The sequence below is a fragment of the Pedobacter antarcticus genome (genome assembly GCF_900112985.1).
Classification (GTDB): Bacteria; Bacteroidota; Bacteroidia; order Sphingobacteriales; family Sphingobacteriaceae; genus Pedobacter; species Pedobacter antarcticus.
In genome coordinates, this window is sequence record NZ_FONS01000011.1 from 56,933 (window position 1) to 79,322 (window position 22,390).

A 22,390-nucleotide genomic window follows, 5' to 3' on the forward strand; every position below is an offset into this window, starting at 1 on the left:
ATGTTACATCGTCCACGTCGACTAAGAAAGAATCCGGTAGTAAGAGAAATGATGGCAGAAACGAAATTGTCAAAGGACATGTTTGTTTATCCATATTTCATCGTACCGGGGAAACAGGTAGTACACGCTATTGATGCTATGCCGGGAGTGAATCATTTTTCTACTGATACTTTAATCAGAGATGTAGAAAAAGGTCTGGAACTGGGCGTAAATAAAATCATGTTGTTTGGTGTAGGTGATGAAAAGTCTGAGGATGCCCGTTCTGCCTATCATGATCATTCACTGGTGCCGGCTGCGGTTCGCGAGTTGAAAAAGCAATTTGGTGAGGATCTTTATGTGGTAACAGATGTGTGCGTATGTTCTTATACCACACATGGTCATTGCGGAATTCTGAAAGATGATTATGTTCAGAATGATGCCACAGTTGAAGTAATTGCAAAGATGGCCGTAGCTCATGCTCAGGCAGGTGCTGATATGCTTGCTCCGTCTGATATGATGGACGGAAGGATTGCTGCTATCAGAAGTTCTCTGGACAACCAGGGGCTTATTAATACAGCGATTATGTCTCACGCAACTAAATTTGCTTCGGCTTATTACGGACCTTTTCGGGAAGCGGCTGATTGTGCACCTAGTAAAGGAGACAGAAAGGCTTATCAGATGGATTTCAGAAATCCGCAGGAAGCACTGCGCGAGGCACTGCTTGATGAAACCGAGGGTGCAGATGTGCTCATGGTTAAGCCAGCGCTAGCTTACCTGGACGTAATGCAGACCTTAAAACAGCATTCCAATTTGCCTATTGCTTGCTACAATGTATCAGGCGAGTATGCGATGGTTAAGGCAGCGGCCGAAAAGGGATGGATTGACGAACAAAAAATTGTGATGGAAACTATGTACGCTTTCGCGAGGGCTGGGGCTAGTATTATCACTACTTATCATATAAGGGATATCGCTGAAAAGAATTGGATGTAATATGTTAGAATCATTAAAAAAAATATTTTCTGGAAACGAGGGCGAAATGCCGGTTTCTCCGGGTAGTAAACCTGATATCTCAAGGGAAAAATCGGCGGAGCTTTATGAAAAAGCAAAAACGTATTTTCCAGGTGGGGTTAATTCTCCGGTAAGAGCATTCAAATCTGTGTATGGTACTCCGCTTTTTATTCAAAAGGGCGATGGATGCTTTGTGTGGGATGCTGATGGAAACCAGTTTATTGATTTTTGTGCGAGCTGGGGACCGCTTATTCTGGGGCATAACCCACCAAAGGTGAGAGAGAAGGTAATTGAAACTATGCAGAATGGTATGAGTTTCGGTGCACCCACAGCTCTGGAAAACGAATTAGCCGAACTTATTATAAAAAACAACAAATTTGTAGAAAAAATCCGCTTTACAAGTTCTGGTACTGAGGCTGTTATGTCTGCAATCCGACTGGCCAGAGGATATACCAAGAGAGATAAAATACTTAAATTTGAAGGTTGTTATCATGGGCATAGTGACTCTCTGTTAGTTAAGGCTGGTTCTGGGTTAGTTACTTTCGGCGAAACGTCTTCACTGGGTGTTCCTAAGTCATTTGCTGAGGAGACTATTGTTATTCCTTTGAATGATATTGAGGCTATTAAGCAAGCTTTTACTCAGTTTAAAGATCAGCTTGCAGCTGTTATTATTGAAGGTATTCCGGCAAATAATGGTTTGCTGATGCAGGAAAAATCTTATGTAGAATTTCTTCAGCAGATCTGTAATGAGAATGGCACGCTATTAATTTTTGACGAGGTAATTACAGGTTTCCGGATCGGATTCGAGGGCGCTGCAGGTTATTACGGTATAAAACCGGATATCGTAACTTATGGAAAGATACTCGGTGGAGGTCTTCCTGTGGGTATGTACGGAGCATCTGCTGAAATAATGGGACATATATCCCCTGACGGAGGTGTTTATCAGGCAGGTACATTATCCGGTAATCCCGTTGCAATGGCGGCAGGGATAGCGCAGCTTACAGAGCTGTTACGTTCCGGGTTTTATAAGGAACTTAATAATAAAGCTGCTGAGTTCGCGGAAAGTATCCAGCGTTTCGCAACAACCAGAAACTATAAATTTAAGGTATTCTATGTTGGCTCTATTTTTTGGTTTGCTTTCACAGATAAAGAATCTATCCGTTGCGCCGAGGACATTGATCCTGCGAGTATGGAGAAATTCAAAATTATGCATCGTGAACTTTTAAACCGTGGTATTTATCTGGGGCCATCTGGTTATGAGGTTGGGTTTGTATCTGCGGCACATACTAAAATAGAACTTGAAAAGGCGAAACGTGCCATTTTGGAAGCTTTGGATATTGTGTTCAGAAATAAATAATTTAACTATCTTTAAAGAGGATTATATCAATTGAAGAAATCAATTATCATATTTTACTTTCTGCTGCTCTACTCACTGGTTCAGCTGATCTCATGGGGAACTCTGGTTGTAAAACTTCAGCCCTCGCGCATGGCTATGGTTATGGGGGAGGGATCCGTGTTTCTTTTTATGCTGGGTGTTGGCGCTTATTTCCTTCACAAATCCATTAAAAAGGAAGATAAACTCCGGGAACAACAACAAAATTTCCTGTTATCTGTTACTCATGAGTTAAAGTCTCCTTTAGCGGCAATTAAGTTATCACTTCAGACTATCGTGAAACGTGACCTGGATAAAGCTCGTCAGACTTCATTACTGAACAATTCGCTAAAGGATATAGAAAGGTTGGATGACCTGGTAGAAAATATGCTGTTGGCTACTAAAATTGAAAACAGGTCTTATTCTTTCCCTGCAGAGGAGTTTGATTTATCTGAACTGGTCACTAAAATCACTGATAGGCTTCAGATCCATTCTTGTGGTTGTGAACAGGTGATTACGCCTTTTATTGAGCCTAAGATTATTATTACGGGAGACCCGTTTGCACTGTCATCAGTAGTCAATAATTTGGTTGAAAATGCCGTTAAATACTCTGGAGAATGTGCTGAAATCACTGTGGAACTTAAAATGCAGGACGGACATGCTTTTCTTAGTGTAGGTGATAAAGGCCCGGGTATCCCGGATGGCGAAAAAATGCTCATATTTGATAAGTTTTACAGGGTAGGTCAAGAACATACACGGAAAGCAAAAGGAACTGGACTTGGCTTGTTTATAGTTAAGGAAGTACTACAGCGGCATGATGCCGACATTAGCGTTAAAGACAATGTACCACAGGGTACAATTTTTGAAATTACATTTAGTTGATTGTTATGCAACAGAAATTAAGAATCTTATTGGTCGAAGATGAAGACCACTTATTAGACGCTATCAAATTAAACCTTGAGCTGGAAGGGTATAAAGTTCATGCCGTAAAAGACGGGAAAACTGCCCTTAAAATATTTAAGGAAGAACGTTTCAACCTGATTATTCTGGATGTGATGCTTCCTGAGATGGATGGTTTCCAGGTATGTGAAACGATCAGATTGGAAAATACTGAAGTGCCCATCCTATTTTTAACAGCTAAAAACACTAGTGAAGACCGTGTAATGGGCCTTAAAAAAGGCGCGGATGATTATCTGGTTAAGCCGTTTAACCTGGAGGAGTTAATTCTACGTGTGGGTATTTTGGTGAAACGCAGTATGAAATCTGATGACCTGAAAGAACTGAATTCTTATAAAATTGGTGATAAGACTATCTATTTCAACTCATTTGAGTTAAAGCAGGACGACGGTGTTATTGTTCCTTTAACTAAGAAGGAAACTATGTTATTAAAACTATTAATTGAACGTAAGAACGAAGCAGTTTCCCGCGAGCAAATTCTGGAAACGGTTTGGAATTACGATGTATATCCTTCTACAAGGACAATTGATAATTTTATATTGACTTTCCGTAAATATTTTGAACCCGATCAGAAAAACCCGGTCTATTTTCACTCTATACGTGGTGTAGGCTATAAATTCACGGATATTCATAGCTAATGTTTAACGCTACCGGCAGATATATTCTGATGGCAGTTTTTGCAATTGCCGCAGGCATAAGCCTCTATTACGAACAACATCAGCTGGCTGCACTGGCAGGGCTGATGTTGTTGTTCATAATCTGGAGTCATTTTAAAAGCAGTTCAATATTGATGGCCTCCAAAAATTTCAAAAATGGCGATTATACACGCGCCTCGATTTTATTGGCTGAAGTGCCTGATCCAGATCGTCTTTCGAAAAATAGAAGAGGCTACTATGAATTCATGATGGCTAATATTGCCTTGAAAAATGGTGATTATGAATCGGCGGAAATGCATTTTCAGATTGCCAGCCGTTTTCCGCTTGGCACGAAAACCGATAAGTCTTTTGTGCTCATCCATCTCGCTAATCTTGCATTGCGCAAAAAGGATAAAGTCAGGACGTTGGCCTATGCAGAGAAAGCCGGTGAACTGGCAAATACAGAAAGAGCGAAAGAGATCGTACAGAAACTCCTCAAAGAAGCAAATAACTTATAATGTAAATATAAGGCCTGCCGTGTACGCAGGTCAATTCAAAACGTAAATCAACAAATTACTATCAGATGAACACTTTATTTTTAGATGCGGCATGGTCCAGACAAACAGAACGTCCACCGGTATGGATGATGCGCCAGGCTGGTCGTTTTATGCCTGAATACTGGGAGATCAAAAACAAGTATTCATTCCTGGAAATGTGCAAGACACCTGAAATCGCTGCAGATGTGACTATGCTGCCTGTTGACTTACTAGGTATTGATGCCGCTATTTTATTTTGCGACATATTGGTTACTGGTGAAGCAATGGGCGGAGATTTAAGCTTTACTCAAGGCGTAGGCCCAAGGTTTGCTAATCCGGTCAGAAATATGCAGGATGTAGAAAATCTAAATGTAGATTGTCTGGATGAACTGCAGTATGTAGCTGATGCTATTAAAGTTATTCAGCAGCGTCTTAATGGTAGTATTCCTTTAATCGGTTTTGCCGGTGCACCGTTTACGGTAATGAGCTACCTCGTTGAGGGAGGTTCATCTAAAGATTTTAAACTCACCAAATTATTTATTCATAACCATCCGGAAGTTGCACATCGTCTGCTGGCAAAAATTGCCAAGGTAACGGCTGATTATTTAAACCTGCAGATTGCTGCCGGCGTTAATGCTATCCAGATTTTTGATAGCTGGGCACTTGCGCTATCCTGGAATGACTATGCAGAGTTCTCACACCGTTACATCCAGGAGATCATTTCTAATCTGAACCGTAAAGATATTCCGGTAATCTCATTCTGTAAAGGTAGTTCCGTTTTCGCTCCAATGATGGCGGAAGCTAAACCAGATGTGATTTCTGTAGATTGGAATGCCGACTTACTTAATATTAAAAATATATTACCTTCGGGAATTGCCGTTCAGGGTAACATGGATCCACATATTCTTTACGCAGATAAAGCTGTGATCAAGAAGACTATTCATCAGCTGTTTGAAAGAATGCGTGGAGAGAAAGGTTTTATTTTTAACCTGGGACATGGTATTATGCCTGATATTCCTTTTGACAATGTGAAATATGCAGTCGATCTGATCAAAGAATTCCGTTATTAATGGACCAATACTATTTATATATTCTATCTGTCCATATTATCTTTGTGGTAAGCTGGATGGCAGGCCTGTTTTACATAGTCCGCCTTTTCATTTATCATACTGAAGCAAATGACAGACCTGAGATGGAAAAAAATATCCTTCAGCAGGAATTTATAAAAATAGAGAAGAAATTATGGAATATTATCACTACTCCGGCCATGATCTTAGCGGTCCTGGCCGGAATAGCCATGATTTCAATCAGACCAGGCTTACTTTTGACGTCCTGGCTTCCTGTTAAGCTCGGCTTTGTTTTTCTGCTGCTGTTATATCACTTCAGATGTCAGCAGATTATGAAGCAGCTGAGATCTGGCATATTCAAATTAACCTCTTTTAAATTACGTTTGTGGAATGAGCTGGCTACAGTATTATTAGTCGCTATTGTTTTTACTGTCGTATTAAAAAGCGCAGTTGACTGGTTTTATGGCCTTATAGGGTTGATTATATTTTCTGTAGTAATCATGACAGCCGTAAAATTGTATAAAAACTACAGACAAAAAAATAATCAATAAGGATTACCGCTCTCCATTTATTCCTTTCCCATGAGATCACTTCTACTCAGTCTTTTCCTCCTCTTAAGCATTGCAGGCAGCAGTTATGCGCAATTTAATTCAACAGCAATTGAAAACCGTATCAGACCTGATAGTACAGCAACAGGTGAAGTCCATTTGAATTTTTATAATTTCAATTACGTAAGGAATTACGAGTACTCTAATCCTTTTCACGATGGATATACCTTGTATGGTACGCAGTTGCAGCCTGAACTTGTTTATTACGCACATCCGAACCTTGCTATTGTTATGGGTGCGTATATGCGCAAGGACTTTGGTAATGACCGGGGGTTATATGATTCTAAATTACTGTTTGCTTTAAAATATCATAAGAAGGATCTAACTTTAAATTTCGGTTCGCTTGAGGGCGGAATACACCATGGTTATATTGAACCTTTATGGGATTTTGAAAGACAGATAACTGATCCTATTCAATATGGGACACAGTTATTGATCGAAAAAGATAAGTTTAAACTGGATGCGTGGATTGCATGGCAAAAAATGATTTACCGGGCGTCACCTGTGAAGGAACAAATTATAGGAGGACTGACCACAGAGGTTTCTCTATATAAAAAGAATGGTTGGAATTTAAGTATACCGGCTCAGTTTATTGCCTACCATAAAGGTGGACAGATTGATCTTGAAAAGGATATTCCTTTGCAGACGCTATTTAATGGAGCCACCGGTTTTAAAGTCTCGAAAGCGACTTACGGACCCGTTAGCTCTATTTATACATCTAACTATATCGTGGGATACAAAGATTTCTCGCCAACTAAACAACAAGCTTTTCAAGGAGGGTTCGGCTTATGGTTAAATGCCGGAGTGGAGTCAAAATACGGGAGCCTGGCAGCTTCTTACTGGAAGGGTAATAACTTTATGACCATTAAAGGAATGCCTTTATACGAGTCGGTTTCATCTAACCTCTATGAATTTGGTTATAAGGAAAGCAGCAGGAGTATTTTCTTATTGCGTTATGCCTATCAAAAGGAGCTTATTCCAAATCTATATCTCGATGTCAGACTTGAGCCGCATATTGACCTCGGTACTTCGAGAAAAGAATCCCTGCAATTTCAACATTCATTTTTCCTGACCTATAAAGAGAATTTCAGGCTGTTCAAAGTGAAAAAATAAATATTCTTATTTGGTTGCAACCTTTTGTACAGTTTGTTCATCTTATCTTTAACTGAACAAATGAAATTGACGCCAAAGCTAAACCTAGACAATTTACTGGAAGGATGTAGAGCCGGAGACCGAAAGGCGCAGGAGTTGTTATATAAACAAACTGCGCCCAAGATGATGGTTGTTTGCATGCGATACGCCCGTGACAGGATGGAGGCCGAAGATATACTCCAGCTAGGGTATATTAAAGTATTTGGGAAAATCTCGGAATTCCGTAGTGCCGGTTCGTTAGAAGGTTGGATAAGAAGAATAATGGTAAATACTGCAATTGAAAGTTACCGGAGGAATCTTCGTATGATGAATATCGTTCCGATTACTGAAAACGAAGAGCAGATTGCTGCCGATTTTGATTTTAGCAGAATGGGTATGCAAGTGTTACTTAAACTCATTCAGGGGTTATCAGATGGGACAAGGGTAGTATTTAATATGTATGTAATGGAAGGTTTTTCTCACCAGGAAATTGCAGATAGTTTAGGTATTTCTGCTGGCGCCAGTAAATCTCAGTTATCAAGAGCAAGGGCAGTTTTGAAGCAGGAAATAATTAAAATGGAGGGTATTGATTATGCAACATATACAGGATAAAGAATTCGATCAACGACTCAGGGATCAATTTGAAAATTCAGAAATTGAGTTACCTGCAAGCAGTTGGTCCGATCTGGAACATGTACTTCATCTTCAGAAAAAAAGAGGAGCCTTGTACAGGCGCCGGTGGTTAGTGGCTGCATCTGTTTTGTTGCTGTCATCTCTAGGTGCATATATGAGTTATTATGCCAGTCACCAGGTGATAAGTAAAGAGAGGCTAGCCTTAAATACTTCTACCAGGCAAGAGCGGAGTACTGTAGTCGAAAATAAGGAAAAGGTAATTACAGAGCGTGTTGATAGCAATAACCCTGATTTGCCTGTACGCGGGCGCATTAGTTTGGCTCCAACGGTCGAAGTAGGAAAGGCTGAATCTGAGAAGAGCGATATCGAAGCGCAACCGGTTATTCCGATGAAAGAAGAAATAATGCTAAGTTCATTGCAACCTTCTTCAGACATTGCTCGTCATGTAGATAACAAAACATTATATAAACCTGATAAATTAGCATTTTTACAGGCGTCGAACGAGATTTCTTTGGAAACAGATAGTGGGGTAGAAGATGCAGACCAGCAGCGAGGGATTCGTAATGTTGGTGATCTTGTTAATTATGTAGTGGATAAAGTGGATAAAAGAGCGGAGAAGATTTTGAAATTTAAAACTGATGATGACAATTCATCTTTAATCGCAATCAATATCGGAATGCTCAAATTAAATCAGAAAAAACAAAAGTAACGCACAAATAATAAAAAAATATGAAGAGATTTTTAATGAATCTGCTGGTGTTAAGTAGCCTTACGGCATTATCTTCAGGGCAGTTATTAGCACAGGATGAAAACAGTCTTACCTTTTCAAAAAACAAGAAATATAACATAAATCTATCTTTCGGCGATTCAAATGATCAGACAAATGTTGATCAGGACAGCACTAAAGTTGTTAAAGCACATAAAGGGAGATTTCTGGGAGGAGTAACATTTACCAGACTTGATATCGGCTTTAGCAGGATAATTGATAACGGTAGCTTTTCTGTTTCTCCAAAGAATGACTTCCTTTCTTATAAAGGGGCTAAGACTAGTACAATATCATTTGATGTACTTTATTTTGGTTACAGGTTTAATCCCAACTTTAAAGTCTATGTGGCTGGTGGTTTTGACTGGACAATGATTCGCTTGAAAAATGACGTAACTATTCAGCAAAATATGCCGGAGCTGGTTGCGATAGATGACGACGTCCATTTCAGCAAAAACCGCCTTTCTAACAGCTATGTACATATTCCCTTGAATTTTGAATTTAGATCTAAGGAAAATAACAAAGGAAAACGTTTCTACTTAGTCCTTGGACCAGAGGTTAGTTTCCTGCTGAATGGAAAAGTTAAGCAGATCAGTGATGAAAGAGGTAAGCAGAAGTTTAAAGATGACTATCATTTTCAACCTGTCAGAGTTGGTGGAACAGCGCGTATTGGTTACGGTGGTATAGGTTTGTTTACCAAATACTATTTCAATGATATGTTTGACACGGATGCACAAAAAGGGGTTAAAAACATGTCATTTGGTATTACCTTCGGTTTGAATTAAGAGATACACAAATAAAATCATGGCCCTGTTTGCATATGCAAACAGGGCTTTTTTGTTAACAGGAAGCTTTTCTCTGCAATATTCACGATGAAATGTATCTTTGCTATGTGGATGAAAATATAATCAGTGTAAGAGCTTTAACCAAGCAATATCAAACAAGTCAGGCTTCGGGAATAAATGATATCAGCTTTGATATTGTCAGCGGACAGATCGTAGCTATTATAGGCGAAAGCGGGAGCGGTAAGTCGACTTTGTTAAAGACGATGTTTGGCTTATTAAAAGCTGACAGTGGTGAAGTATTATATCGAGGAAACCGTGTACTCGGACCTGATGAACAGCTGATCCCCGGACATAAGGAAATGAAAATTGTTACTCAAGATTTTTCCTTAAATATCTATGCAAAGGTTTATGATAATATCGCCTCGATGTTATCTAATACAGATGTTAAATCAAAGCAAGAGAAAACGATTGCAATGATGGAACATTTGCACATCAGCCACCTGAGCCAAAAGAAAATCACAGAATTAAGCGGTGGAGAACAGCAAAGGGTAGCTATCGCAAGAGCGTTAGTTTCAGATACCCAGGTGCTGTTACTGGATGAGCCATTCAGCCAGGTAGACGCGCTGCTGAAGAATCAATTGCGGGCAGATATTAAAAGGATAGTGGCTGACACAGGAGTTACTGTAATTATGGTATCACATGATCCGGCAGACGGGTTATTTCTGGCAGATAAGCTATTGTTGATTCAGGATGGAAAATTGATACAGATCGGGAAACCTGAATATATTTACAACAATCCTGAGCACATTTATACTGCCCGTTTACTCGGTAATGCAGTAGTCTTAAACCATCAGCAAGCATTGGATTTAGGTATACATACAAAGGCTGAGACTATCGTTTTTTACCCTGAATGGGCAGAGCTCAAGAATGCCTGGAACAGTAAACGCTTTGCAGTTAAAGACGTATACTATAAAGGTTTTTATGAAGAACTGCTGTTGGAAAGAAATGGAGTTCTGATCAGAGCGATACAACTGAATAGTGGAACACATAAAAAAAACGACCACGTTCAGGTGAACATTGGTCGTTTTCTTGAGTTTTGATAGTCTATTACAGCTATTATATTTGTAAAATATTATAGTGACGATGTAGTTAGAACAATTTTGACTCTCGTCACTAAATTAGGTCTTGCTGGCGGAACACTGTATTTGTTCTGATAGTAAATCGTAACAGAGCCAGGTGTGATGTCAAAGCTATAATTATCGCCGCTTGCCTCATCAGAGTATGGCATTCCATCGTAAACATCATTGTCACCTCTTGAAATCATTAATGAAATATTATCATTTTCAAAAGTGCCCCTGTCAATTTCTCCAACCGGAATAGTCACCGAATAAGTGTTATTGTCCGGGGAAAGTCTCCAGTCACCCGAAGCAACGTATTTTAGGAGTGTTTGGTTCGGGATTCCATCATTCGGCACAAAGACTTCCTTTTTACAGGAGGAAATTCCCAGTGTCACGATGCTTAAAAGCATTATTAGTACTGTTTTTTTCATAGGTAAGAATTGTTTTGTGTGTTTTTGTTTGCTTGTACAAATATACGGCCATAAATAACCGTCAATATTTTAGTAGCGCCAATTATAGTTGAATATAAAGAATAAATCAGAATACCCGAAATATATGTCGCTAATCATGAATATAGTGTATTATGTAATATTTTTTTCTAATCGTAAATTTATCAAATTTAATTACCGGGATTCCGTCTTTCAGAAGAAAAATATACGCTGATTTTAGATAAATATAAATATTATTTATAATATCATCCAATTTGTATGATATTTATATATCTGAAAATTAAGCTCTTATGGAAATTCAACGAAAAGGATCCATTACTTACCAGGAATTTATGGAAGAACATCATAACCCTGGTATTCCTGTAATCTTTACCAATGCAACTGAAGCATGGAAAGCAAAAAAACTATTCACTCCAGATTGGTTCCGGACTAATTACCCTGACCGCGAAAGTGACGTTATCAATACTACTTCCGGCAAACCATATCGAATTTCGGAAGTAATGGATCTGGTAGAAAACAGCAGTGTGGAAAATCCAGCTCCGTATCCACTGACTTTTGATATTAAAAAGACGATACCCGAACTGCTTGAACTATTAACACCGCTTAGTCTTGACTATGCCAAGCCAAACTGGTTACAAGAAAAACCTTTTCAGCGCGGACACTGGGGAGGTATAGTGGAATTGTTTGTCGGTGGGCCTGGAGGTAAGTTTCCCTATGTACATAAAGACTACTATCATTTAAGTGCCTGGATCAATCAGTTATATGGAGAAAAGGAATTTACTGTATTTCCAAGGGGTCAGGAAAAGTTTCTCTATGTATCAGATAAAAACGAGTGGAGATCGCCGGTTAATGTATTTGAACCCGATTATATTGCACATCCTGAATTCAGGAATGCAACACCTGTCCGGTTTAAAGTAAGCGCAGGGGAAACGCTGTATATCCCTTTTGGAATCTGGCATACTGCATACTCCGTAAATCCAACTATATCTGTTGCTTTTGATCAGTTGAATCATAAAAATTTTCCACTGTTCATGGCAGACGTCTGGAATTTCAAGAAAGAAGCCAGCCAGTCAAAAGCTGCGGCAGCATATTTATATGCACTTGCAGCCGGCGCCGGTTGTAGAATTAAGGATACCTTTAGTCGGGTCTGAGAATTTAAAATCAACAATTCTGAATAAAAAAATGGGCAACCCACTAGGATTGCCCATTTTTTATGAATAGGTCTTCTAGACCAGATATTCAAACAACATCTGATCTTTGTTCAGATCCAGCACCTCAAATTTAAAGTCGGCCATCCTTTGTTTCAGCGCGTCATAATCAGAAGGCTGTTGCAGTTCGATGCCAACCAGAGCAGGTCCGTTCTCGCGGTTCGTCTTTTTAATAAATTCGAAACGGGTGATATCGTCATGCGGGCCAAGCACATTATTCACAAATGACTTCAATGCTCCCGGACGCTGCGGAAAGCGGACTATAAAATAATGTTTGAGGCCTTCGAATAAAAGAGATTTTTCCTTAATCTCCTGCATTCTTTCTATATCATTATTACCACCACTAACAATACAAACTACTTTTTTACCTGCAATTGAGTCTTTTAGCTGATCCAGAGAGGCTACGGCCAAAGCCCCGGCAGGTTCAACGACGATCGCATCTTCATTATATAATTTAAGAATAGTCGTGCAGATTTTCCCTTCAGGAATTAACAGCATATCATTTAATAATTCGCTGCAATATTCAAAAGTCAGATTGCCGACACGCTTCACAGCGGCGCCGTCAACAAAGCGGTCAATATAGTCCAGTGTAACGGGACAACCATTTGTTAAAGCCTGATTCATGGAAGGAGCACCTTCTGGCTCTACACCGACTAAACGGATGTCAGGATTGATGTTTCGGAAGAAACTTCCTACACCAGAAGCCAGGCCACCACCGCCTATAGGCATAATGATTACCTCAGCATCCGGCAGATCTTCGTAAACTTCAAGGCCGACCGTTCCTTGTCCCTCAATAACTTTGATATTATCAAAAGGAGGGACAAAAACCATTTGATGCGCAGCAGTGTAGATTAGTGCTTCTTTCATACAATCATCGAAAGTATCTCCAACAAGAATTATTTCGATATTGCTGCCACCAAACATTTCTGTTTGCTGTATTTTTTGCCTCGGTGTAATTTCCGGCATGAAAATGACACCTTTGATATTTAATTTTTTACAGGAATAAGCCACACCCTGCGCATGATTACCTGCACTTGCACAAACCACTCCCCGTTTCATTTCTTCCTGGGAAAGTGTGCTGATCATATTGTAGGCACCGCGCAGTTTATAAGACCTGACTATTTGCAAATCCTCTCTTTTCAGATAAATCTCTGCATTATATTTAAGGGATAAGCTCTCATTATATTCCAGCGGAGTACGTTTAACCGTATTGGAAAGTCTTTCAGCCGCTGCTTTAAAGTCCAGTTCTATTTCTTTTTCCTGCATCATTTTATAAAAATTTATTCAGTGCATCTAAATAAGCGTCGGCCGAGGCTTTCACGATATCTGTACTGAAACCATAACCCAGATAAGATTTATCAGCATAAGATACCCGCATATTTACCTTGCTTGTATCATCACTTCCACCATGCATTGCCTGAATAGTGAATTCTTTAAGCTGTATATTTTTACCTATAATCTTTTCAATAGCCTTAATAGTCGCATTTACCGGACCATTACCTTCCGCTTCCGCTGTATGAACCTGACCTTCATATTCTAATTGAACAGAGGCAGTTGGTTGTTGCTGGTCCCCGCAGCTTACACTTAAACCATTAAGTTTATATCCATTTTTGTAGGTAGACTCTTCGCCATCACTCATCAGCGTTAGCAAATCGTCGTCAGAAATCTCCTTTTTCGCATCAGCAAGAATCAGGAAGTTCTCATATACCTGGTCCAGGTTGATTTTTTCTATAGTGTAACCTAATCTTTCCAGGTGGTGCTTCAGCGCATGTCTTCCGCTTCTGGCGGTCAGAATGATATCGGCTTCATTGATACCAACATCCTCTGGGTTTATAATTTCATAGTTTTCGCGGTGTTTCAGGAAACCGTCCTGATGAATACCAGAGCTATGTGCAAAAGCATTTTGTCCGATGATAGCTTTATTAGGCTGAACCGGCATGCGCATCATACGACTCACTTTAGAACTGATGTCGTGGAAATGTTTAGCGTTAATATTGGTATGCAAATTAAGTGCATGGTGCGTTTTTAATACCATGACCACTTCTTCAAGCGCTGTATTTCCCGCACGTTCGCCAATACCATTGATCGTACATTCCACCTGTCTTGCACCATTAATTACGCCGGCAAGCGAATTTGCGGTGGCCAGACCTAAATCATTATGACAGTGAACAGAGATGATAGCCTGATCAATATTTTTAACATTCTCTTTCAGAAAAAGAATCTTGGAACCGTACTGATCCGGCAGGCAGTAACCATTGGTATCCGGAATATTAACTACAGTTGCACCGGCAGCAATAACGGCCTCTACCATTTGGGCAAGAAACACATTATCTGCACGACCAGCATCTTCGGCAAAGAATTCGATATCCTCTACAAATTGCTTGGCATATTTAACCGCTTCAACTGCACGCTCCAGAATTTTCTCGCGCGTACTGTTGAATTTATATTTAATGTGCATATCAGAAGAACCGATGCCAGTATGAATCCTTGGGCGTTTAGCGAACTTTAATGCTGCTACAGCTGCATCAATATCGCCCTTATTAGCTCTGGTCAAAGCACAGATAACCGGGTCTTGTACAGCCTTGGATAGCTCGACCACACTTTGAAAATCTCCGGGGCTTGAAATCGGAAAACCCGCTTCAATAATATCTACTCCCATAGCTTCCAGTGCTTTTGCAATCTCTATCTTTTCCGGAGTAGATAACTGGCAACCAGGAACCTGCTCACCGTCACGAAGGGTAGTGTCAAATATATATACTCTGTTTGGATCGTGTAACATATCGTGTTTTAGTTAGTAGTAGATTTTTGTTTGATGAATTTCAAGACCAGGCCGCCCATTTCTGCAGTACCTAGTAAATGAGAAGCAGATGTATTTTTGTCAGCAATATCAGCTGTACGGTAGCCCTCTTTTAATACCTGATCGATAGCGGAAATAATTAATTGAGCTTCCTCTTTCAGACCGAAGCTTATTTCCAGCATCAGTGCAACAGATAGAATAGAAGCCAGTGGATTAGCGATATTTTTACCAGCAATATCATGTGCAGAACCGTGAATTGGTTCGAAGAAACCAGTACCATCACCCACAGACGCTGAAGCCAGCATACCCATAGATCCTGCAATCTGTGAAGCTTCATCTGTCAGAATATCGCCAAATAAATTAGCTGTTAATACCACATCAAATTGTTTAGGATCTTTAATCAGCTGCATTGCTGCGTTATCCACAAACATATGTACAGTTTCCACCTCAGGGTAAGATTTCGCAACTTCCTGAACAGTTTCCCGCCATAGACGTGAACTTTCGAGAACATTAGCTTTATCCACTGAACATAATTTACGACCACGCTGCATTGCCGCTTCGAAAGCCTTATGAGCAATACGTTCTACTTCATATTTATGATAGATCATTAAGTCGGAAGCGGTATTTCTGTCTTCTGAACGTTGTTTCTCACCGAAATAAACATCGCCGGTAAGTTCTCTGAAGAATAGAATATCTGTGCCTTTCAGAATACTGGATTTAATGCTGGAAGCTTCGAGTAATTCATCGAACAACAGGATAGGGCGGAGGTTCGCATATAATCCTAGTTCTTTTCTGATTTTAAGCAAACCCTGCTCAGGACGCACTTTCAAGGAAGGATCGTTGTCATATAAGGCATGGCCTACCGCTCCAAACAGAATGGCATCACTACGTCTGGCTTTTTCCAGCGTTTCATCTGGCAGCGGATTCCCTTCAGCCTCAATTGCAGCGTGCCCCATTAGGCCTTCATCGAATGTAAATTCGTGACCTGAAAGCTCAGCAATCTCTGTTAGAACAGCTTTTCCCCAGGCAGTAACTTCAGGACCTATACCATCTCCTGGTATCACTAATATATTTTTCTTCATCAGTGTATTATGTTTTTTATGATTTTGGAACCTGTTTGCGGATGTTGCTTTTGAACAAAACGATACAGGACCTTATATTTAAATACTTTGTAAAATGGATTCAATGGATTTAACTTCACCGTGTTCCAATAAAATTCTTTTTTCCAGGCAGGAAGGTAGCTGGGATTCAAAATGTCCCACATAAATAAGGGTTGTTCCATATCCGCACAGCTCGTCTACCAGTTTGTTAAAATGTTGTGTCTGCTGCTCATCCAAACCCTGGCAAGGTTCATCCAGAATTAATATTTCAGGATTCTTAATAATTGTCCGGGCTAATAATGCCAGTCTTTGTTTACTTAAAGGGAGTACATTCATTAATGTATTTTGATAAGCAGTTAGTCCGAAGTAACCGATCAGCTCATCCACCTGGGCATGTTTGGTAGAACCAGGATTGCAGAATAAGCCCGAGCTGTCGAAGAAGCCGGAAGCAACAGTTTGCCATACGGTTGCTGACGCATCAAAATACCAGTGTAACTCTGGTGAAATTAAACCGATACGTTTTTTAATATCCCAGATACTTTCGCCGCTTCCTCTTTTATTGCCAAACAGATGGAAATTATTAGCATAAGCCTGTGGATGATCTCCGCAGATTAAACTGAGCAAAGTTGATTTTCCAGATCCATTATGTCCTTGTAAGAGCCATTTTTCGCCAGAAATAACTTCCCAGTTGATATCTTTTAAAACTCTTTTCCCACTATAGGTGATATTTACATCAATCATGCGGATGATATGCTCTTCAGATACCGGAACTGCAGACTGGTTAAGAAAAGCAGGTACGGGCTTGCTGAGTATTTCAGCTGCATTTACCTTACGGCTTTCGCTAGAAATTTCCTGAAGTACGCCATCCTTAATTTCAGCGAAGCGGTTAATAGTCGCAGGTAGTTCAGTTTCATTGCCTACTATAATTAGCTGAGTTCCTTCTGCCGAAATCTCTTCAAGCAATACATTTAGATTCTGGCGCGAGCGTGTATCCAAACCATTATATGGCTGATCCAATATTAATAACTGCGGCTTTAGCCATATAGCTTTAACCAATTGCAGTTTTTTGTGTTCTCCGCTTGATAACTGGATTAATGTAGCGTCAATTACTTTAGCATATCCGAGAGCAGATAATATATGGTCCAACTTGTCCCATTCCAAATTATTTTCTTTACCAAATTCATTCAGTTCAACTCTTACAGTTGCCGTAGTTGCTGTGGCCTGGCTATTATAGCGTTGCTGATAATAAAAGTTAGCACCTCCTTCCAGATCTTTAAACTGATACCAGTTCGCCACATAATAAACCTGGGCCGGTAAATGAGTATCCAGAGTGAAATTAAGTTGGATTTCATTATTATATACAGGGATCAAACCGGCGATTGCTTTAGCTAAAGTAGTTTTTCCACTGCCGCTTGTTCCACATAACAACCAGTTTTCATGGCGGTTAATTACCCAATTCAGATCCTGTAATACAAGTTTCTGCTGGTATTTAACGGTAAGATTTGCGATATGGACGAAAGGCTCTGACATTATCTGGCTTGCTCAAATTCCTCTATTAAATGTTTTTGGTTCAGAATGAAATCGATATCATCATAACCGTTTATCAGGCATGATTTCTTATAAGCATTGATTTCAAATTCTGCCTGGTCGCCTGTATCAGCTATAGTCACCGTTTGGTTTTCCAGATCAACAGTAAGTTGTGTACCATGGCTCTGACCTACTTTTGTGAAAATCTTCGCCAAAAATTCATCGCTGACTTGTATCGGTAATAAACCGTTATTTAACGCATTTCCTTTAAAGATGTCGGCAAAAAAACTGCTGATCACGACATCAAAGCCGGCATCCTGAATTGCCCAGGCCGCATGTTCACGACTGCTTCCGCAACCGAAATTTTTACCCGCAACCAGAATCTGCCCTTTAAATTCCGGGTTGTTAAGCACGAAATCAGTTTTAAGCGTATTGTCGCCGTTGTAACGCCAGTCACGGAATAAATTTTCACCAAAACCTTCACGGGTTGTAGCTTTTAGAAACCGAGCTGGAATAATCTGGTCGGTATCAATATTCTCTATGTTTAAAGGCACAATAGCCGATGTTAGTTTCTCGAATTTTTTCATCAGTATATATAGAAATCGGATATTCCGTTCTTGTATTAGTGGTTAACAGTATCTTTTAATAAGGTCCTCACATCTGTCACCTTTCCGGTAATTGCAGCAGCAGCAGCAGTAAGCGGACTGGCTAAAAAAGTACGCGAATCTGGTCCCTGTCTGCCTTCAAAGTTTCTGTTTGATGTCGAGACGCAATATTTACCGGCCGGAATTTTATCTTCATTCATACCCAGGCAGGCACTACATCCAGGTTCACGCAATTGAAAACCTGCGGCCTCAAATATTTTGTCCAGACCTTCGGCAATTGCTTGTTGCTCGATCTGTTTGGAACCAGGAACAATCCAGACTGTGACGTTTTCAGCTTTTTGTCGGCCTTTCACAAATTCGGCGACTTCTCGCAGGTCTTCCATTCTGGAATTAGTGCAGCTACCAATAAATACATAATCAATAGGTTTACCCACTAGTTCTGTGTCGCCGGTAATACCCATATAATCCAGCGCTTTCTGGAAAGAAGCTTGTTCAGAAGAAACCTGATCGGCTGTCGCAGGAATATGTTCTGCGATACCCATACCCATACCAGGGTTGGTACCATAAGTAATCATAGGAGTGATATCCTCTGCATTAAATGAAAGCACGCTATCAAATTTTGCATCGGCATCACTGTATAACGTTTTCCAGTAAGCAAGAGACTCTTCCCATTGCGCTCCAGCAGGTGCAAATTCCCTGCCTTTAATGTAGTCAAATGTAATCTGGTCAGGGGCAATCAAACCGCCTCTTGCACCCATTTCGATGCTCATATTACAAATGGTCATACGGGATTCCATGCTCAACGCTTCGATGGTAGAACCCGCATATTCAATAAAATAACCCGTACCACCGGCCGCGGAAATTTTTGAGATAATGTAAAGGATAATATCTTTTGCAGTCACACCGGTACCCAGCTCGCCATTTACCTCAATTTTCATGGTTTTTGGTTTCTGCTGCAACAGGCATTGCGTGGCAAAAACCTGCTCTACCTGAGAAGTGCCGATACCAAATGCAATCGCACCAAAAGCTCCGTGTGTAGAGGTATGGCTGTCACCGCAAACCATAGTTTTACCCGGTAGGGTAATGCCCAGCTCGGGACCAATAACGTGTACAATTCCCTGAAAAGGATGGCCCAAACCGTAAAGCTCAATGCCAAATTCAGCACAGTTTTTGGTTAACATATCTACCTGATACCGGGACAGTTCTTCTTTAATCGGCAACAGCTGATTTAATGTAGGTACATTATGATCTGCAGTTGCTACAGTTTGTTGTGGACGGAAAACAGGTAATCCTCTTTTACGCAAGCCATCGAAAGCCTGTGGTGAGGTTACCTCATGGATCAGGTGGGTATCGATATATAAAATATCAGGAAATCCAACTTCACTTTTTACCACATGGGCATCCCAGATTTTTTCTACTAACGTTTTTGACATTTTTTATTAATTGTAAATGGCCCTTGATTTAACACAAGGGCCGTTTTTATATTATTAGGCAGTTTTTATAGATTTCATTGCTGTCATAGCCTTTCTTAATTCAGCACCGACTATTTCTACATGATGCGTACGGATGGCTTCATTCACTGCGATTAAAGTTCTGTTGTCGACAGCTCCGTCTTTACCTTCGTTGAAGTTCTTACCAACCAGGTCGGTATCGATTCTGGTCATGAAGTCTGCCAATAAAGGTTTACATGCATGGTCAAATAAATAACAGCCGTATTCAGCAGTATCAGAGATCACGCGGTTCATTTCAAATAATTTTTTGCGGGCAATAGTATTTGCAATTAATGGCGTCTCGTGCAGAGATTCATAATAAGCAGATTCAGGTTTAATTCCTGCTTCGACCATAGTTTCAAAAGCAAGTTCAACTCCTGCTCTTACGAAAGCAACCATTAATGTATAGTTATCAAAATATTCCTGCTCACCGATTTTAACGTTACCTGCAGGTGTTTTCTCGAAACCAGTTTCACCGGTTGCAGCACGCCAGGCCAGTAAGTTCTTATCACCTGCAGCCCAATCCTCCATCATGATGCGGCTGAATTCTCCGCTCATGATATCGTCCTGGTGCTTTTCAAATAAAGGACGCATGATCGTTTTAAGTTCTTCTGAAATCTCAAAAGCTTTAAGCTTGGCAATATTGCTTAATCTGTCCATCATTGCAGTGATACCACCTTGTTTTAAGGCTTCAGTAATTACTTCAACGCCATATTGAACAAGCTTTGAAGCATAACCAGGCTCGATTCCTTTTTCTACCATTTTATCGAAAGAAAGGATAGAACCAGTTTGCAGTAATCCGCAAAGGATTGTCTGCTCGCCCATCAGATCTGATTTTACTTCAGCTACAAAAGAAGATCTTAAGACACCCGCTTTGTGACCGCCAGTTCCAACGCAATATGCTTTTGCCTGTAATAAACCTTTTCCTTCAGGATCATTTTCCGGGTGTACTGCGATTAGGGTAGGTACTCCGAAACCTCTGACATATTCTGCTCTTACTTCACTTCCCGGACATTTAGGAGCAACCATGATCACCGTAATATCTTTACGGACCTGCATGCCTTCTTCCACAATATTAAAACCATGTGAGTACAATAAAGTAGCACCTTGTTTCATCAAAGGCATAATTGCATTGACAACTGCTGTATGTTGTTTATCGGGAGTTAGATTTACCACTACATCTGCATTAGGAATCAGCTCTTCATATGTACCAACATTAAAGTTGTTTTCTGTCGCATTTTTCCAGGAATCTCTTTTGCCTTCAATCGCTTCTTTGCGTAAAGTATAAGAAACATCTAAACCGCTATCTCTTAAATTTAAACCCTGATTTAAGCCTTGTGCTCCGCAACCTACGATAACTAGTTTCTTTCCTTTCAGTGCATTTACGCCATCCAGAAATTCGGAACTATCCATGAAATCGCATACACCAAGCTGGTTTAATTTTTCTCTAAGAGGTAGTGTGTTAAAATAATTTGACATCGTTTTATTGGTTTATTGTTTAAGGTTCTTATTGTTATAGTTTGTTATTTAATACTTTCTGAATTGAGGAGGCGCAACCATAATGAAAGGCATCATGAACCGGGAAAAACTGCACTGCTTCTACTGTATTGTTTAAGGTAACCCCATAACTGGTCGTCGTCACATTGTAGCTTTCAAATACCTCATTTTTGAGGTCATGTTCCAATACGTCAATAGTGCTCAACATCAATTCTTTTAAAGTGTCAATTTCCCGGACTTCAATGAATCTTTCTGGTTTTGTACCTTTTTGATAGGCTAACAGGTATGAAGGATCAATCCGGGGCTCAAGACCGGCAAGCTTATAGCAAAGTATCTGCTGACTTGCAATGATATGCCCGAAATTCCAGATCATATTGTTATTAAAACCGGCAGGTACCTGATTTAACTCCTCTACAGTTGACCTGTCAATAAGCTGAATAAAGTTTTTTCTGGTTTGTCTGATGGTTTTTAATAGGTTTTCCAATTTCTTCAAAGCTTTAAATAAATGTCCGGAGACGTTTACATGGTAAATACATTTTTTGGTTGGTCAAGGAATTCATTTTCTATCACTTCCTGACCTGGTTCCATGCGCTCAAATTCTCTGAGTTTGCTGTTAAAGCCCTCACTGTCCTTGATAATGGCAACCCTTGCACTGCGGACGAATTCAATTAGCCCGTAAGGTTGAAGAACCTGAATCAACTTATCTGTTTCCTGACGGTGACCAGTAGTCTCAAAGACAGTATAATCTTTACGGATCACAACAGCTCTTGCCCCATTTTCGCGCAGAAGTCTTTCTACTACTACTTTTTCCACAATAGTTTCAGTCGGAACTTTATAAAGTGCAAGTTCTTGCCAGATAATATCTTCATTGGTATTATAGTATACTTTTAATACCTCTACTTGTTTTTCAATCTGACGTGCAAGTTTTCGAACCACTTCTTCTGTTTCAGTGATCAGAATGTTGAAACGATGGATATGTTCGATCTCAGACGGAGAGACGTTCAAACTTTCTATATTGATCTTTCTTCTTGAAAAGATAATAGCGATCCGGTTCAGGATACCGATCTGATTCTCTGTATATACCGTTATGGTAAATTCCTGTTGTTCGGTTGAATTACTCATTTT

23 protein-coding genes are annotated in these 22,390 nt (G+C 40.0%); 13 read left to right on the forward strand and 10 right to left on the reverse strand.

Annotated features, from left to right (window positions below; all coding sequences use genetic code 11):
* The 12 genes from hemB to BM192_RS17485 all read left to right on the forward strand — a co-directional run bounded on the left by hemB (position 1) and on the right by BM192_RS17485 (position 10,574).
* Positions 1 to 969, forward strand: a complete 969-nt coding sequence (gene hemB, locus BM192_RS17430) for a porphobilinogen synthase (protein WP_037439689.1) — start codon at positions 1 to 3, stop codon at positions 967 to 969.
* Position 970: 1 nt separating this feature from the next.
* The gene (gene hemL / locus BM192_RS17435) at positions 971 to 2,344 is read left to right on the forward strand and encodes a glutamate-1-semialdehyde 2,1-aminomutase (protein WP_074591694.1); all 1,374 of its coding nucleotides are present in this window, start codon (positions 971 to 973) and stop codon (positions 2,342 to 2,344) included.
* Positions 2,345 to 2,374: 30 nt separating this feature from the next.
* The gene (locus BM192_RS17440) at positions 2,375 to 3,241 is read left to right on the forward strand and encodes a sensor histidine kinase (protein ID WP_037439685.1); all 867 of its coding nucleotides are present in this window, start codon (positions 2,375 to 2,377) and stop codon (positions 3,239 to 3,241) included.
* A 5-nt stretch (positions 3,242 to 3,246) separates the two neighbouring features.
* A complete protein-coding gene (locus BM192_RS17445) occupies positions 3,247 to 3,954 on the forward strand; it encodes a response regulator transcription factor (RefSeq protein ID WP_037439683.1) in 708 nt (235 codons plus the stop codon).
* On the forward strand, positions 3,954 to 4,469 hold the full coding sequence (locus BM192_RS17450) for a hypothetical protein (RefSeq protein ID WP_037439681.1): 516 nt from the start codon (positions 3,954 to 3,956) through the stop codon (positions 4,467 to 4,469). Before BM192_RS17445 ends, BM192_RS17450 begins: the two co-directional genes overlap by 1 nt.
* 65 nt (positions 4,470 to 4,534) lie before the next feature.
* Positions 4,535 to 5,557 carry a uroporphyrinogen decarboxylase gene (hemE, locus tag BM192_RS17455; protein ID WP_037439679.1) on the forward strand — a complete coding sequence of 341 codons (1,023 nt, stop codon included), beginning with the start codon at positions 4,535 to 4,537 and terminating at the stop codon, positions 5,555 to 5,557.
* Positions 5,557 to 6,105, forward strand: coding sequence for a CopD family protein (locus tag BM192_RS17460; RefSeq protein WP_037439678.1), 549 nt, complete (start codon positions 5,557 to 5,559; stop codon positions 6,103 to 6,105). The genes hemE and BM192_RS17460 overlap by 1 nt, the downstream gene beginning before the upstream one ends.
* Before the next feature lie 30 nt (positions 6,106 to 6,135).
* On the forward strand, positions 6,136 to 7,275 hold the full coding sequence (locus tag BM192_RS17465; protein ID WP_037439676.1) for a hypothetical protein: 1,140 nt from the start codon (positions 6,136 to 6,138) through the stop codon (positions 7,273 to 7,275).
* Positions 7,276 to 7,335: 60 nt separating this feature from the next.
* Positions 7,336 to 7,905, forward strand: a complete 570-nt coding sequence (locus BM192_RS17470) for an RNA polymerase sigma factor (protein WP_037439674.1) — start codon at positions 7,336 to 7,338, stop codon at positions 7,903 to 7,905.
* Positions 7,886 to 8,635, forward strand: a complete 750-nt coding sequence (locus BM192_RS17475) for a hypothetical protein (RefSeq protein WP_037439671.1) — start codon at positions 7,886 to 7,888, stop codon at positions 8,633 to 8,635. Before BM192_RS17470 ends, BM192_RS17475 begins: the two co-directional genes overlap by 20 nt.
* Before the next feature lie 20 nt (positions 8,636 to 8,655).
* Positions 8,656 to 9,474 carry an outer membrane beta-barrel protein gene (locus BM192_RS17480; protein WP_037439670.1) on the forward strand — a complete coding sequence of 273 codons (819 nt, stop codon included), beginning with the start codon at positions 8,656 to 8,658 and terminating at the stop codon, positions 9,472 to 9,474.
* Positions 9,475 to 9,581: 107 nt separating this feature from the next.
* Positions 9,582 to 10,574 (forward strand): ABC transporter ATP-binding protein, encoded by a 993-nt coding sequence (locus BM192_RS17485; RefSeq protein ID WP_037439744.1) that lies wholly within the window; start codon positions 9,582 to 9,584, stop codon positions 10,572 to 10,574.
* A gap of 32 nt (positions 10,575 to 10,606) precedes the next feature.
* Here BM192_RS17485 and BM192_RS17490 read toward each other — a convergent pair whose 3' ends face one another.
* Positions 10,607 to 11,023 carry a hypothetical protein gene (locus tag BM192_RS17490; protein WP_037439668.1) on the reverse strand — a complete coding sequence of 139 codons (417 nt, stop codon included), beginning with the start codon at positions 11,021 to 11,023 and terminating at the stop codon, positions 10,607 to 10,609.
* A 308-nt stretch (positions 11,024 to 11,331) separates the two neighbouring features.
* On the opposite strand from BM192_RS17490, the gene BM192_RS17495 reads away from it, so the two are divergent.
* On the forward strand, positions 11,332 to 12,192 hold the full coding sequence (locus tag BM192_RS17495) for a cupin-like domain-containing protein (protein ID WP_051759770.1): 861 nt from the start codon (positions 11,332 to 11,334) through the stop codon (positions 12,190 to 12,192).
* A 75-nt stretch (positions 12,193 to 12,267) separates the two neighbouring features.
* On the opposite strand, the gene ilvA is transcribed toward BM192_RS17495, so the two are convergent.
* From ilvA to ilvN, 9 genes are all read right to left on the reverse strand, one after another.
* Positions 12,268 to 13,518 carry a threonine ammonia-lyase IlvA gene (gene ilvA, locus BM192_RS17500; protein ID WP_037439666.1) on the reverse strand — a complete coding sequence of 417 codons (1,251 nt, stop codon included), beginning with the start codon at positions 13,516 to 13,518 and terminating at the stop codon, positions 12,268 to 12,270.
* A gap of 1 nt (position 13,519) precedes the next feature.
* Positions 13,520 to 15,028: a 2-isopropylmalate synthase gene (locus BM192_RS17505; protein ID WP_037439664.1), complete on the reverse strand. Its 1,509-nt coding sequence runs from the start codon at positions 15,026 to 15,028 to the stop codon at positions 13,520 to 13,522.
* 8 nt (positions 15,029 to 15,036) lie between these two features.
* Positions 15,037 to 16,128 (reverse strand): 3-isopropylmalate dehydrogenase, encoded by a 1,092-nt coding sequence (gene leuB / locus BM192_RS17510; RefSeq protein ID WP_037439662.1) that lies wholly within the window; start codon positions 16,126 to 16,128, stop codon positions 15,037 to 15,039.
* Positions 16,129 to 16,206: 78 nt separating this feature from the next.
* On the reverse strand, positions 16,207 to 17,676 hold the full coding sequence (locus tag BM192_RS17515; RefSeq protein ID WP_170844862.1) for an ATP-binding cassette domain-containing protein: 1,470 nt from the start codon (positions 17,674 to 17,676) through the stop codon (positions 16,207 to 16,209).
* Positions 17,676 to 18,260 (reverse strand): 3-isopropylmalate dehydratase small subunit, encoded by a 585-nt coding sequence (leuD, locus tag BM192_RS17520; RefSeq protein WP_037439658.1) that lies wholly within the window; start codon positions 18,258 to 18,260, stop codon positions 17,676 to 17,678. Before leuD ends, BM192_RS17515 begins: the two co-directional genes overlap by 1 nt.
* A 35-nt stretch (positions 18,261 to 18,295) precedes the next feature.
* Positions 18,296 to 19,711, reverse strand: a complete 1,416-nt coding sequence (gene leuC / locus BM192_RS17525; protein WP_037439656.1) for a 3-isopropylmalate dehydratase large subunit — start codon at positions 19,709 to 19,711, stop codon at positions 18,296 to 18,298.
* Positions 19,712 to 19,765: 54 nt separating this feature from the next.
* The gene (gene ilvC / locus BM192_RS17530; RefSeq protein ID WP_037439654.1) at positions 19,766 to 21,247 is read right to left on the reverse strand and encodes a ketol-acid reductoisomerase; all 1,482 of its coding nucleotides are present in this window, start codon (positions 21,245 to 21,247) and stop codon (positions 19,766 to 19,768) included.
* A gap of 34 nt (positions 21,248 to 21,281) precedes the next feature.
* Complete coding sequence (locus tag BM192_RS17535; RefSeq protein WP_037439652.1) at positions 21,282 to 21,749, reverse strand: DinB family protein; 468 nt, start codon at positions 21,747 to 21,749, stop codon at positions 21,282 to 21,284.
* 35 nt (positions 21,750 to 21,784) lie between these two features.
* Positions 21,785 to 22,387, reverse strand: coding sequence for an acetolactate synthase small subunit (gene ilvN, locus BM192_RS17540; protein WP_037439650.1), 603 nt, complete (start codon positions 22,385 to 22,387; stop codon positions 21,785 to 21,787).
* Between the last annotated feature and the right edge of the window lie 3 nt (positions 22,388 to 22,390).

Bases quoted from the DNA above. Each gene is read 5' to 3' on its own strand.
- BM192_RS17465 (WP_037439676.1), top strand. From the start codon at position 6,136: ATGAGATCACTTCTACTCAGTCTTTTCCTCCTCTTAAGCATTGCAGGC.
- BM192_RS17505 (WP_037439664.1), bottom strand. From the start codon at position 15,028: ATGTTACACGATCCAAACAGAGTATATATATTTGACACTACCCTTCGT.
- BM192_RS17475 (WP_037439671.1), top strand. From the start codon at position 7,886: ATGCAACATATACAGGATAAAGAATTCGATCAACGACTCAGGGATCAA.
- hemB (WP_037439689.1), top strand. From the start codon at position 1: ATGTTACATCGTCCACGTCGACTAAGAAAGAATCCGGTAGTAAGAGAA.
- BM192_RS17515 (WP_170844862.1), bottom strand. From the start codon at position 17,676: ATGTCAGAGCCTTTCGTCCATATCGCAAATCTTACCGTTAAATACCAG.
- ilvA (WP_037439666.1), bottom strand. From the start codon at position 13,518: ATGATGCAGGAAAAAGAAATAGAACTGGACTTTAAAGCAGCGGCTGAA.
- leuD (WP_037439658.1), bottom strand. From the start codon at position 18,260: ATGAAAAAATTCGAGAAACTAACATCGGCTATTGTGCCTTTAAACATA.
- BM192_RS17450 (WP_037439681.1), top strand. From the start codon at position 3,954: ATGTTTAACGCTACCGGCAGATATATTCTGATGGCAGTTTTTGCAATT.
- BM192_RS17495 (WP_051759770.1), top strand. From the start codon at position 11,332: ATGGAAATTCAACGAAAAGGATCCATTACTTACCAGGAATTTATGGAA.
- BM192_RS17445 (WP_037439683.1), top strand. From the start codon at position 3,247: ATGCAACAGAAATTAAGAATCTTATTGGTCGAAGATGAAGACCACTTA.
- leuC (WP_037439656.1), bottom strand. From the start codon at position 19,711: ATGTCAAAAACGTTAGTAGAAAAAATCTGGGATGCCCATGTGGTAAAA.
- BM192_RS17460 (WP_037439678.1), top strand. From the start codon at position 5,557: ATGGACCAATACTATTTATATATTCTATCTGTCCATATTATCTTTGTG.
- hemL (WP_074591694.1), top strand. From the start codon at position 971: ATGTTAGAATCATTAAAAAAAATATTTTCTGGAAACGAGGGCGAAATG.
- hemE (WP_037439679.1), top strand. From the start codon at position 4,535: ATGAACACTTTATTTTTAGATGCGGCATGGTCCAGACAAACAGAACGT.
- BM192_RS17470 (WP_037439674.1), top strand. From the start codon at position 7,336: ATGAAATTGACGCCAAAGCTAAACCTAGACAATTTACTGGAAGGATGT.
- BM192_RS17480 (WP_037439670.1), top strand. From the start codon at position 8,656: ATGAAGAGATTTTTAATGAATCTGCTGGTGTTAAGTAGCCTTACGGCA.
- BM192_RS17490 (WP_037439668.1), bottom strand. From the start codon at position 11,023: ATGAAAAAAACAGTACTAATAATGCTTTTAAGCATCGTGACACTGGGA.
- ilvC (WP_037439654.1), bottom strand. From the start codon at position 21,247: ATGTCAAATTATTTTAACACACTACCTCTTAGAGAAAAATTAAACCAG.
- leuB (WP_037439662.1), bottom strand. From the start codon at position 16,128: ATGAAGAAAAATATATTAGTGATACCAGGAGATGGTATAGGTCCTGAA.
- ilvN (WP_037439650.1), bottom strand. From the start codon at position 22,387: ATGAGTAATTCAACCGAACAACAGGAATTTACCATAACGGTATATACA.